The organism is Daejeonella sp. (assembly GCF_017495225.1).
Taxonomy (GTDB): domain Bacteria; phylum Bacteroidota; class Bacteroidia; order Sphingobacteriales; family Sphingobacteriaceae; genus Daejeonella.
Window position 1 is genome coordinate 42,674 of sequence record NZ_JAFEIG010000033.1, and the last position, 13,170, is coordinate 55,843.

The 13,170-nt window shown below is 35.7% G+C and carries 10 protein-coding genes; 3 read left to right on the top strand and 7 right to left on the bottom strand.

All coding sequences use genetic code 11. The annotated features are described in order from the left end of the window. Window positions 1–24: 24 nt before the first annotated feature. The 4 genes from QZ136_RS11815 to pepT all read right to left on the bottom strand — a co-directional run bounded on the left by QZ136_RS11815 (window position 25) and on the right by pepT (window position 7,680). On the bottom strand, window positions 25–2,322 hold the full coding sequence (locus tag QZ136_RS11815) for a glycoside hydrolase family 95-like protein (protein ID WP_291403774.1): 2,298 nt from the start codon (window positions 2,320–2,322) through the stop codon (window positions 25–27). A gap of 145 nt (window positions 2,323–2,467) precedes the next feature. Then, window positions 2,468–5,335 (bottom strand): outer membrane beta-barrel protein, encoded by a 2,868-nt coding sequence (locus QZ136_RS11820; protein ID WP_291403776.1) that lies wholly within the window; start codon window positions 5,333–5,335, stop codon window positions 2,468–2,470. A 67-nt stretch (window positions 5,336–5,402) separates the two neighbouring features. Further along, window positions 5,403–6,230: a hypothetical protein gene (locus QZ136_RS11825; RefSeq protein WP_291403778.1), complete on the bottom strand. Its 828-nt coding sequence runs from the start codon at window positions 6,228–6,230 to the stop codon at window positions 5,403–5,405. Between the two features lie 193 nt (window positions 6,231–6,423). Beyond that, on the bottom strand, window positions 6,424–7,680 hold the full coding sequence (pepT, locus tag QZ136_RS11830) for a peptidase T (protein ID WP_291403780.1): 1,257 nt from the start codon (window positions 7,678–7,680) through the stop codon (window positions 6,424–6,426). A gap of 44 nt (window positions 7,681–7,724) precedes the next feature. Between pepT and QZ136_RS11835 the strand changes: the two genes are divergently transcribed. The 3 genes from QZ136_RS11835 (at window position 7,725) to QZ136_RS11845 (ending at window position 10,546) form a co-directional block, all read left to right on the top strand. Further along, entirely contained in the window at window positions 7,725–8,063 is a 339-nt protein-coding gene (locus QZ136_RS11835) for an MmcQ/YjbR family DNA-binding protein (protein WP_291403782.1), read from the top strand. Window positions 8,064–8,189: 126 nt separating this feature from the next. After that, the gene (locus tag QZ136_RS11840) at window positions 8,190–9,917 is read left to right on the top strand and encodes a M14 family metallopeptidase (RefSeq protein ID WP_291403784.1); all 1,728 of its coding nucleotides are present in this window, start codon (window positions 8,190–8,192) and stop codon (window positions 9,915–9,917) included. Continuing rightward, complete coding sequence (locus tag QZ136_RS11845; RefSeq protein WP_291403785.1) at window positions 9,914–10,546, top strand: rhomboid family intramembrane serine protease; 633 nt, start codon at window positions 9,914–9,916, stop codon at window positions 10,544–10,546. Before QZ136_RS11840 ends, QZ136_RS11845 begins: the two co-directional genes overlap by 4 nt. A 7-nt stretch (window positions 10,547–10,553) precedes the next feature. Here QZ136_RS11845 and QZ136_RS11850 read toward each other — a convergent pair whose 3' ends face one another. The 3 genes from QZ136_RS11850 to QZ136_RS11860 all read right to left on the bottom strand — a co-directional run bounded on the left by QZ136_RS11850 (window position 10,554) and on the right by QZ136_RS11860 (window position 13,165). After that, window positions 10,554–11,543 carry a hypothetical protein gene (locus tag QZ136_RS11850; protein ID WP_291403787.1) on the bottom strand — a complete coding sequence of 330 codons (990 nt, stop codon included), beginning with the start codon at window positions 11,541–11,543 and terminating at the stop codon, window positions 10,554–10,556. Between the two features lie 104 nt (window positions 11,544–11,647). Continuing rightward, complete coding sequence (locus QZ136_RS11855) at window positions 11,648–12,418, bottom strand: DUF2490 domain-containing protein (RefSeq protein WP_291403790.1); 771 nt, start codon at window positions 12,416–12,418, stop codon at window positions 11,648–11,650. A 105-nt stretch (window positions 12,419–12,523) separates the two neighbouring features. Beyond that, window positions 12,524–13,165, bottom strand: coding sequence for a carbonic anhydrase family protein (locus QZ136_RS11860; protein WP_291403792.1), 642 nt, complete (start codon window positions 13,163–13,165; stop codon window positions 12,524–12,526). Window positions 13,166–13,170 lie beyond the last annotated feature (5 nt).

Here is a 13,170-nt window from a genome sequence, read left to right on the forward strand (position 1 = left end):
TACTAATCCTTCTACCTTTAAAATTTATATCTCCCAAAACTCCACCCCACTATTCTCTTTAAACTCTACCTCAATAAATCCATTTCCTAAATCCTTCACCTTTAATTTTGAGGTGTTTTTGTATTCATATTTTCCCCAATTAGCTTTTATTTTGAGGGTTCCACCTTTTTCGGATTGAATTTTTAAGCTTTTTAATTTTCCGTTTTTCTTTTCGGCACTCACTAGATAAGCTCCTTCAGCACGTAAGGTTTGGAATGAAACATTATCCCAACTAGTTGGAATGGCAGGAAATATTTCTAGAAAACCAGCATGCGACTGCATTAACATTTCTTGTAATCCGGAGGCAAAAGCGAAATTTCCTTCCAAGGTGAATGGTCTGTAATGAGCGTCCGAATAACCAGATTTAGTCTGGTCGCCATTTACATGGAAGCTATTGCTCGAGCAAAAGGCTTTGGCAAAAATTGTTAGAGCCTTTGCCGCACCCTCTCCATCTTTTGCTCTTGCATTCAAATTTCCCAACCATGAATAGGAATATCCCACCCAGCCTTTTGGACCTATGCTATCTAAAAGCTTAATGCTGGATTTGATTATATCTTTCGATGCATCTGAATCTTCCCACTTGACTAATCCCAAAGGGTGTATAGACATCATGTGCGAAAAATGACGATGTGAGGAAGAATATGGATAGTCTGGAGCAACCATTAATTCTTTATTTTCTGAAAGTGCCAATTCGGGTAGTTGAGTGTATAATTCCGACCAATGTTCGGCTTCTCCCTTTAATTTTAATTCCTGAGCTAGCTCTGCAGCTACCTTAAAATTGAATTGCATCAATGATAAATCATAATTGGTTGTTTTGGTAAACCAGGCACTTGCATCATTGTCGTTTATTTCGGGACTAGAGCTGATTACGAGTTTTCTTTTACCTGTTTTTTCGTCTAAAACAGAAATCTGTTCTAAAAATTGGGCTGTCGATTTTATCCAAGGATAGGCCTTTTCTTTCAAAAATTCCTTGTCCATGCTATAGCGCCACTGTAAGTAATAATGCTGTGAAATCCATGCTGAAACGGTTGGGGATAGTGAATATTGAATCCATCCGCCCATCTCAGTCCCGTCGAGTGTAGTTACCCCTGGTACGGCTATTCCCTCTTTAGCAAAAAACTGCTTGGTATAGCGCTTATAGTTATCCTTATTCGATTCAAAATGATTCAGGTAACCCATTGCTTCATTCAGGTGATTGGCGCTGTAGGATGGCCAATAACTAAGCTGGGTGTTTAAATCATGGTGGAAATCTCCTTTCCAGGGCGGTATGCGACCATTATCTGCCGACCAAATAGCTTGTAGTGAGATTGGTGGTGTATTTTCACGAGCAGTTGCTCCAAATTTATATTGTTCCATCTCCCATTGATGCTGTAAAACGGGGTCTGGAACCTTCAAGTTTGATTTAGCCCAAAAAGTTGTCCACCAAGCTAAATGACTCTTTTTATTGTTCTCAAAGCCAGATTTAAGTAGTGTTTCTAATGATTTTTGATCGAGATTGCTATTAAAATTATCTGGATTACTTCTTATGGTCCAAACCCCTTCAATTGTTTTTGAATCTATTTTTTTCCAGGAAACAATAACTTCATAGGAGAAATCGCCCCAGCCTTTTTGCTGATAAATGATGGTATTATTTTCTTTGCTAAGCTTTCCTTGTTCATAACCCAAGCGACCTAAATCATCGCCGCCAACAGGATCGCCACTGTTTTTTACTTGACTTTGGTAAGCTGGGGGAATTAATTCAACATCGAAACCTGTGCTGAGATTTTCAAATTTAAACCAACCAACAGGTTTTTCTGCATGGACAAAAGTTTGTAAGCGCGCGCCATTTTTCCAAGTAATTTCCGAGATCGCTTCATTCAGATTTAATTGAGATTCAGCAATTTCAAATCCCTTCGTAAATTTAAACTCAATCCCAGCCCCCGGAATTTTTGTCGGCGCCGGTTCCCGATCATAAGGCCAATCAAAATATTCCTGCACCGGTTTATAATTATTTTTTAGCCTTTGTTCTGTAACCCATTGGAAGCTAAATTCATCGCGGTGAAGCCCTTTCATCGGTCTGCTATCCCAAAGGTCTGCACGATCTAATGCAAAACGTAAAACTTGATTTTTCTCCCAAACCAAAGCACCCAACATGCCATTGCCAAGTGGGATCGCTTCATCCCATTGCTTGGGTAGCGGATTAAACCCATGTGTTCGTACTTGTCCTACTGACTTAATAGATAGGCATAAGCTCAGGATAAGTATTAAAAACATCCCACTTTGTTGTGTGTTTTTTTGATTCATCTTTAATTATATTAAAAAATTTAGCTTTTAATCTATCTTAACAATCTCTAATATAATAATTATCACAAAGAAAAAATGCCACATTAAAGGCAATAAAAAAGCCGCTTTCCTTTCAGAAGCGGCTGTATTTTTTAAAAAAATAGGTTTAATTATAGCTTCTTTCCATTCCACTTCCACCTCTATTATACATACCCGGACCCATCATTTGTTGTTGTTGCTCCGGTTGCTTGCCACTAAACTTCTGAATTCTCATGGTAAAACTAAGCATTACATATCTTGCCAAACGATTGCTTTGACTATCTGTAATTACGTTACCAGTAACTGAACGTGATACACTAGTATTTTCATTTAGCAAGTCAAACGCTTGCAAACGAAGTGAAGCACGCTTATCCTTGAAAAACTGCTTTTCTAAATAGGTATTGATAATGAATGGATTAACCGCCAATGAACTGCTGTATCCATTATTGAATGATTTGCTCAAATCAGAACCTAATAACCATGATTTTAGGAAAAATACCTTACTATTAAAGTTCAAAGCATAAGTTGAAACTTCGGTATTATTGTTTGTGATTGCATCATTGGTATTGGTATTATAACTATATCTCAAACCAGGGTTAAACTCTAAATTCTTATTTGGAAGAATTTGCATATTCAATCCTTGAGAGAAAATCCAGTTTTTACCGGTATTCTTCACATCATCTGTGAAGGAAATATTATTGATATAGTTTGCAGAACCATTGATTGAGAACACATACTTTTTATCCTGGAATGGTTTTGAATAGTTATAAAAAGCACTGGCAGTAAAATATCCATCTGTATTTAAATACCTTGATTCTTGTACTAAACCAACAATAGGATCTCTTTTACGTACTATATTAGAAACAATTTTGTTCTCAGTAAGATTCCCGGATAAATTAATGAATAATACATCACCCGAGTTAAAGTTGAAATTATTGTATCTAAAGTTCAAGATATGTGAAAATTCAGCACTCAAGTTAGGGTTTCCATAAACTGGGTACTGCGGATTCGAAATATCTGGTGTAGGCTGTAATTGTATGTAAGTTGGCTCACTAGCTCTACCGAAATAGTTTGCATTAAATGCCTTAGTTCTTGAGAAATTATATGAATATCTCGCAGATGGAATTATGTTGAAGCCAGTATTACGATTTGGCGTTCTAACACCCATTACAACTGAATTTCCCTCTAATACATTGGGTTGTGCACTCAATCCGAACGAATAATTATATTTTTTTTGATTTACACGATAGTTAATGCCAAATCTATTTGTACTGAATGAGTAATTAAATTCATTACTCAAGGTGGTATTAAAAGTTGATAAACCTGCAGTACTTATATCATAAGTATCACGGTCTGTTTTATAATTTGTGGTGCTATGATTATAGTTAAATTCTAAGTTTGTTGTAGCACTAAGTGGCTCATTATAAGATAGATTCGCATTTATATTTGAATTCCTATTATTATCAAACAATTCTTGATTTCTATAAACGGGTGTACTAAGGCCAGAAACGATGTAGTTAATATAGTCTGTTAATTGATCATCTTCCTGTTTAGTTCTAGAGTTATTTGCTGATACTAATAAGGAGATATTTCTACCTCTTTTCTGAAGTCGGTGATTGAACAAAATACTAGCCCCGAAATTTGGATTTTTAGAAACGGTATTATTTCTAGAAAGACCATCAGAAGTTAAGAGGTTGTTATCACGCTGAATATAATTGGAGTTCCCTAATTCTGTTGTACCACTATAACCAAATGTGGGACTGAACTTTATGTAGTTCATGCTATCTGGTTTGTATTCAAGATTCCATCCGAAACGATGATTATCATTAATTCTGTTGTTTGTTGAATTCTGATCGGTTGAGATAAGTGAATTTTGGAAATTATTTTGTTGCAGCTGATTGCTAAACACATTATTATCACGATTAGAATAGCTGTAATTACCATAGGAGCTAATTTTCTTTCCATAATCTTTACGGTAATTTAAACCGATGGATCCAACATTTGTTAAACCATCGTTATTGCCGCCACCGCCGGTAAATCCACCACCGCCACCACCAAATCCGCCACCGCCGGTGAAGCGCGTACCACCGCCACCGCCACCGCCAACACTTTGTACACGTGCGCCGCCACCGCCGCCGCCAAATCCGCCACCGCCGCCAAAACTAAATACAGAAGTATTGGTATTGTTGAGGTTTCCAATAACAGAAAACTGCTCGCTATTGTTGTAGGTATTTGCAGTAATTGATCCTTGATATCTATCCTTGTCGCCACCACCAATAGTTCCGCGGGCAAAATAACCCTTGTTTTTATCGGCTCTAATGGTAAAGTTTAAGATCTTTTCAGGATCTCCATTTCTTATCCCTGTCAAGTTTGCTTGATCACCATAATCTTCAATAATCTGTACCGACTGTAATACGTCTGCAGGTAATTGTTGCGTAGCTGTTTTAACATCACCTCCAAAAAAATCCTTCCCATTAACTCTAACTCTCGTAATGGCTTTTCCCTGTGCGGTAACATTTCCGTCCTTATCAACCTCAACACCAGGTAATCTTTTCAATAAATCTTCTGCTAAAGCATTTTCACGTAAAGCATAATCGGATGCTCTATAACTTATAGTATCTTCCTTAATCGTGATTGATGCAGTACCAGAAATTACTACCTCACCAAGCATTCTGTTTTCAGATTTTAAAACAAAAGGCTCAAGTGTTAGGGGAGTGGCTCCATCATTAAAAAAGAACTTTTTGTTTATTGCTTGATAGCCTAAGCTAGAAACGGTGATTAAGAAAGTTGATGATTTAATATTCTTGAAATTGAATTTCCCATCTAAGTCTGTACGTGTAAAAAGAGTATCCTTCCCAGCAATATACTTAACCGTTGCGGCAATTATGCTAGTCCCGCTTGTATCTTTTACCACCCCACCAATATCACGACTAGTTTGTGCCATAGCACTAAAACTGATCATGAATCCGATCATTAAGGGTAAAATTCTTTTCATTTTAAATTGTAGTTTGTTCATAATTGGTTTTTAACCTGTTTGCTTAATGAAACAGATTGGGTAAATTTTAATTTTGCCTTACAGCTAATGTACTTTTTATAAAAAATTCTGTACTTGTTGAGATCTTAGTAGTTATAAAATTGTCTCGAGGCATGCCCCCATACATTCCATTGTAGCCACGACCATAACGTCCATTTCTTCCACCGTAAGCGCCTCCATACATATCGTCATAATAATTCATATCTCTTCGCTGGATAGTTGTTGATCCTTCAAATCCATTAACGCGTATTCGAAATGTGATTAATTCAGTGCGATCGGGTTCAATTCCAAGCAAGCGAAGTGGAACCGCAATTTCCTGAATCATATCATTTTTATCATCAAATGCCATCGCCGCTTTAATACCATAAGTATTGTATAATGAGATACCACCGTCTACCAACTCTTTAAAACCCTCAACTTTTATCTCCTTGATCTTAGAAATAATTCGCCTTTGTATTTCTTTAGCTTCTGGCTCTTCCGTTTCTACTTGTTTTTTGCCAGGAGTACGATCAAGAATTGGAAAAGTTACCGTTTGACCCACTGATTTACTATTTTCATAATTTACAGTGATACTCAAACCACGAGCCAATATTTTGCTTAGATTCTCTTCAGAGTTATTTTTTACTGCGAAATAGATATTCTCATGATCGTTCGAAATATTATAATAAAGCTTAGTTACATCATTATATAAATCCAAACTATCCGTCCAATCAGTTAATACACCGTCTATTAAAACAGGCTTTGATGCCCATTTATTCTTAATTATCTCTGCCTTCTTCTGCGACCATCCTTGTGATGGAAAAGCAAAAAATGCAATCAAGCAAAAAATAAAAAGTATATTAATTTTTATCTTCATAATGGATTTAGACTGTATGGCCAATTAAGGTTTAAATTCTCTAAGTAAGTATTCCGTTACAATAGAAAATGTAATTAAAGAGAAAGAAAATGAATTTTTTTGCAATTGGTTTTCGTTGAATTTGCAAATATACCTAAGTATTTAGTCTTTTTTGTGAATTTTAGGTAAGATTCATGTTATAAAGGAATAATATTTATTTAAACTTCTCTTCCCAAATTAAAGCTAGGTTTACAATCGTTTGTACTGCTTTTTCCATGTCTTGAACAGATACCCATTCTTGTTTACTATGGAAGGCATGCTCTCCAGCAAAAATATTCGGACAAGGTAAACCCATAAATGATAGTCGCGAGCCATCTGTACCCCCTCTAATCCGTTGAAGTTTTGCCTCTAAACCTGCTCGCTCAACGGCTTCAATGGCCAATTGAGTTAAATTAGGATATTGATCGAGTATCATTTTCATGTTTCGGTATTGCTCTTCCACATGAAATTCATAGGTTGAATTGGGATAACTTTTTAATACTTGCTTTACAATTTCCTCTAGAAATTGTTCATGCTCTTTTAATTTTTCAGTATCAAAATCACGTATAATAAACTCAATATCAGTTTGTTCTACTCCACCGTTAATTGAAACTGGGTGAATAAAACCTGCCAAATCTGAAGTGCTTTCTGGCGATAATGTATCCTTTGGCAATTGCGAAATGATCTCGGATGCAATCTTAATGGCACTCTCCATCTTGTTTTTCGCAAATCCAGGATGTGCACTTATTCCCTTGATAATTAGTTTAACACCATCGGCCGAAAAAGTTTCATTTTCGATCGTACCAAGGCTCTCGCCATCAACGGTATATGCAAAATCTGCGCCCAATTTCTTGATGTCCACATGATCTACCCCATGCCCAATTTCTTCGTCTGGAGTGAACAGAATCTTTATTTCACCGTGTTTGAGCTCCGGATTATTCATTAAAAATTTAGCGGCTTCCATAATTTCAGCTACTCCAGCTTTATTATCAGCTCCCAAAAGGGTTAAACCACTGGCAGTTATCAGGTCATTGCCAATTTGATTTTTTAAATCTACATGATCTTTCAAACGTAGAATCTGTGTTTCATCATCTGGTAATATAATATCCTCCCCTTGATAATTTTTATGAATAATTGCTTTTACATTCTCTCCCGAACAGTCGGGCGAGGTATCCATGTGTGAGCAAAAGCAGATAACTGGGACTTTCTTATCCGAAGTACTCGGAATGCTTGCATAAACATAGCCGTACCCGTCTAAATGTGCATCATTTATCCCCATTTCTAAAAGTTCTGCAACAAGCAATCTTCCTAAATTCTTTTGTTTTTCGGTGGATGGAAAGCTATCAGAGCTTGGGTCAGACTGGGTATCAATGGCTGTATATCGAACAAAACGATCGGTAAGACTATTATTTATATTTTCGTAAGCACTCATTTTTATCTAGCTTTAAATTATAAGGCAAAATTAAGATTATCCTCATGAACATTGAAAGTTTAAGAGATTATTGCATTTCTAAAGCTAATGTGGAAGAAACCTTCCCTTTCGGGGATGATACGCTTGTGTTTAAAGTGGGTGGAAAAATCTTTTTATTATGTGGCTTAGATAAACCCGACCGATTTAATGTGAAATGTGATCCCGAAAGGGCAATTTTACTCCGAGAGGAATTTGATGAAGTACAAGCAGGTTGGCACATGAATAAAAAACATTGGAATACGGTGTTTATGAATGGAAGACTGACTGATAAGCAAATTATAGAAATGATAGATCATTCTTATGATTTGATAGTTAATAAATTACCAAAAAACAGGCCTTTATAACCAAGGTATTTTATTGTATAAGTTATTTATAATAAGCAATATATCTTTATAAAAAACATCAACTAATTAGAATATTCCAAAATTATCAATTCGCTTAGCTATTGCATTATATTTGTATTTACGATTATGTTTAAAAAAACCTTAATTCTTCTCTTTTTTGCTCTTTGCATTCAAAATGTAAAGGCTCAAGTTATTCCTTTTGAAAAAAACGAAAAAATTAGCAGCACTTATCAAGAACTGATTGATTTTTATACCCTCTTGGATAAAAAATATGATCAGATGCGGCTAATCAATTATGGTCCGACAGATATTGGTAAGCCTTTACAATTGGTAGTTTTATCAAAGGATAAAGTTTTCGATCCTGTTCTCATTCGTAAACAAAACAAGCGTATCTTATTGATTAATAATGGAATACATCCAGGTGAACCAGAAGGTATTGATGCCAGCATGATGCTGGTACGCGATATGCTTGAAAAGAATTCAATTCCCGAGAATGTAGTCGTTTGTATTATTCCTGTTTATAATATCGATGGGATGTTGAACCGTGGTTTATCTCGCGTAAATCAAAACGGTCCTGAAGCTTATGGTTTTAGAGGGAATTACCAAAATTTGGATTTAAACAGAGATTTTATCAAATCGGATTCAAAAAATTCAAGGTCTTTCCAGCAGATTTTTAATACCTGGCAGCCCGATGTATTCTTGGATAATCACACCAGCAATGGCGCCGATTACCAATATACCATGACTTTAATTGCGTCACAAAAAGATAAGTTAAACCCTATTTTATCAAATTATCTAAGTACCAAAATGCTTCCTGAACTTTACAGTAAAATGAAAAATTCAGGGTATGATTTAACCCCTTACGTGAATAGCATGGGCGAAACTCCTGAGTCTGGAATTACAGGATTTTTAGAAACCCCAAGGTACTCAAGTGGCTATGCAGCGCTTCATAATACCATTGGATTTATTCCAGAAACTCACATGTTAAAGCCTTTTAATGAACGAGTTAAGAGCACTTATCTATTTATGAGTCATGCTATTGCTACTGTTCAAAAGGATGCTCAACTCATTGGCGAAACTAAGAAGAAAGCAGATGAAGCGGTAAAAAACCAATTAGTCTTTCCTTTAAGATGGTCATTGAACACCGATACCTTTACTACCTTTTCATTTAAGGGTTATGAGGCTAAACGTAAAACGAGTGAGGTGAGTGGTAAATCGCGTCTTTATTATGATCGAAATGAGCCTTTTGAGCGCGAAATCAAGGTTTTTGATGATTATAAGGCTTCTTTAACTGTAAACAAACCCATTGCTTATGTAATTCCGCAAGCATGGCAAAAGGTAATTGAACTTCTGCAGTTAAATGGCGTTGAAATGAAGCGTTTAAAATCGGATGAGTTGATCGATCTTGAAATGTATTATATAGAAGATTATAAAGGTGGTTCAACACCTTACGAGGGTCATTATTTGAAATCGCAGGTTAAGCTTAGGGCTGAAAATCAAAAGGTTAACTTTTATGCTGGCGATTATGTGGTTTTTACCAATCAAGTTAAAAACCGTTATATCGTTGAAACTCTTGAGCCTCAAGGAGTAGATTCATTTTTTGCATGGGATTTCTTTGATTCTATCATCGGACAAAAAGAGCATTTTTCGGATTATGTTTTTGAAGATGTTGCTGCTCAGCTTCTCAAAGATGATCCTGCTTTGGCAGAGCGTTTGAGGCTTGAAAAAGAAAAAAATACAGCTAATTTTTCGGCGCTCGATTGGGTGTACCGAAATTCCAAATATTACGAAAAAACACATAGAAGATATCCTGTTGGCCGATTAGTTTCAGCAATTAAATTAGATTTAGAATGATAGAAAGCTTTATCAACGAAACACCCGTTGCTACCATTATTTTCATTTTTACCATAGTTACCAGTATTTATGCTTTTTCAAATGCTGAGGTTTATGGAAAATTTATGCTTCATCCTTATAGTGTAAGTCGCGGTAGCCGACTCTATAGTCTGATTACCAGTGGTTTAATCCATAAGGACTGGACTCACCTTTTAGTAAATATGCTGTCTTACTATTTCTTTGCTTTTACTCTTGAAAGAACTTTTGCATCATACAGCAGCTGGGGGCACGTTCAATTTGGAGTTTTATATATTTTAAGCATCATTTTGAGTGATATCACCTCTATTTTTAAGCATAAAGATCATTTCTGGTTTAACAGTTTGGGGGCTTCTGGAGCAGTTTGTGCTGTGGTTTTTAGCTATATTTTATTCTATCCTTTGAATAAAATGATGATTTTCCCTATCCCAATCCCAATTCCGGCGGTTATTTATGGATTTTTATTTCTAGCCTATTGCTGGTATGCGGCTCGTAATTCTAGAGATGCAATAAATCATGATGCACACTTTTATGGCGCTTTAACAGGTGTTTTTTTAACGATTGTTTATTATCCTGATATTACTAGCTATTTTATTAAGCAGCTCATGGGCTAATTTAATTTTAAGAGGGTAAATCAACTTTTGCCGCAGGAATTAACAGACCATTTTCATCTAAAAGGTGAGTAAGCGGATTTTCCGGATCTTTCAATATCTCAAATAAAAGTATGCCCCAAGGTTTCCAGAAATTTTCTAATACCTGGGCATATGTTTTATTCTGCCAAGCATCAAATAGTGGTTTACTACTCATTCCCATCAAAGGCATTGCTTCGATGTAAATGGCCTCATCTGTGGGCATAATAGTGTATTCTGGCAAGCGATTAAATAGGTAATTGGAATAAAAAAAACGGGCGCAAACTTCTTCAAATTGCGCTGGGTGAAGGGCACTGTTCTGTACTTTTGCTAGAATTTCTTTATGATAAATGGCATTGGTTCCATTGTCTTGTAAGCATGCAATTATTCCGAAATCCTTCATGGCAAAAGAATAGGTGAGGGTATTTATTTCATCCCGATAATTGAAAAGATCTTGCTTGGATTCGATTTTAAATACTTTGATCGTCCAAGGATTACTCCCCTCAAATTCCATAGGTTTTGTAAGGGATTGCAGCATTAAATGCAGATTTCCAAATTTATGTACTAGCGATTGTGAAAATATAAATTCCTCACCCTTAGCTTTTTGCTGCATTATGCCAATGCGGATTTCATTAAATAAAATCCCGTAAAGCATTTTACCTATCCATTGGAATAGTTTTAAATCAGGGAGATTTTGTACCGCATCATAACCAGATAAAAATGCTGTCTTTATTTCCTCTTCTAGCGGTTCTAATATCTCTTTATTTATGCTTGAAGCACATGGAAGCTTCATGTGACTATAAGTCGACATGCTTTCATCCAATAGCTTAAATGGCTTGTCGTGGAGCTCATATTCGTGCAAAAGCCATAATGGAAATACATGGATCTCTTCTTCCGAATGTTGAAGTTTTTCTCCGCTAATAAAGCAGTTTTGCTTACTAAAGTTTAAGCGTTCAAATGGTTTGTAGAGGTTTATTGCCATGCTCGGCAAAGTTAGTAAAGCACATTGTTTTATTTACCGGAATTGGTATTTCTATCGTAAAATTTTAAAAGTGAATAATTTTAGGAATTGGAATAGCTTTTTGATTAAAAATTCAAAATCGTACTAATTAAAATACCTTTATTGTTTTGATATACATTTCTTCCTTCCACTTCTCTGGATAGTTGGGCAATTTGATTCAAATATCCTCCTTCAATGCGAGTTTTGGAGTTAAAACGATATCCCAAAAGGACTGCAAATCTGTTTTGATCAAACACGTTTTCATTCACATTTTTACCGAAACCAATCAATAATTCATCATAAACAGCTAAATATGGCGTATTATCAGCCATAGTATTCCCTTTTAGTGGCATTTGCACTCTAAACATGTATCTAAATCTGTTCGAAAATATAAATTGATCTTCTTTTTGAATTTGTGCATTTGAATATCTTCCGATCCATCTTTGTTCAAGCATAAAACGGTGACTTATTTCAAAGCTTTTTATTTTATCGTTTAGGTTTACCATTTGCCATGAACGATGCTCAGTGAATTGTTTCCCCAAATTATTTAGTGGAATATCCCCATAATTATAGGTTTCTGCTATGGCATAGCCCGCGCGAACACTCAATTTAGGATTTATGGTATAACCAATGCCTGTCCTAAAGAGGTTTTGCATAGGCTCACTGATAAGCTTATCACGTCGCCATTGAAACTCGGAGTGTAGGCTCCATGACTTTTTCAATTTAATATTGGCAGAAAACGCATACCAACCGATGCTATTGGGATCTGTAATTCTCGTATTTTGTGCGTAATTGGGTGCCCAAATAAAGATTAATAAAATGATTATGATAAAATTTCGGGGAAATTGAATTTTCATATTTTGATGATATTTGCTGGAAAAATAGTGCTTTTTGATTTAAAAAATCTATTAAATAAAAAAGGGGCATTTTTATGCGCCCCTCCTTCCTCAAAATAAACTGGCTTAATTCAATATTAATGTATCCTCAAAAAACTCTACTTCACCAGTTGTGATATCGTGGCTTCCGCCAACAATTCCTAATTGTCCGCTTTCAATCATTTCTTTTAAAATCGGACTTCTTTCCATGATTGCTTTCACTGTACGCTTAACATTTATGGCAGAAACTTTTTCAACAAACTCAGCATTACTTGAATTTCTATTTTCTTTCACCGTGTTTTCGTCATCAACCGCAGGTCTGATTTTTGTTAGAAGGGAGGTTAAATTTCCCATTTCAACATGATCACAAGCTCCTTTAACAGCTCCGCATTTAGTATGTCCTAATACTACAATAATCTTAGAACCAGCTACTTTGCAGCCAAATTCCATGCTTCCAAGTATATCTTCATTCAAGATATTTCCCGCAATACGCACACTGAATACATCACCTAAACCTTGGTCGAAAATAAGCTCCGCCGAAGTTCTAGAATCGATACAACTTAAAATAACCGCAAATGGATGCTGACCGTCAGAAGTTTCGTTGGCCTGCTGTAATAAATTACGGTTTACCTTTAAATTACTTACAAATCGTTTATTACCATCTCTTAATAGTTCAAGCGCCTTTGTTGGTGTGATGGCATCTTGTAATTCCTTTGTTAATGTTTTCATGTTCT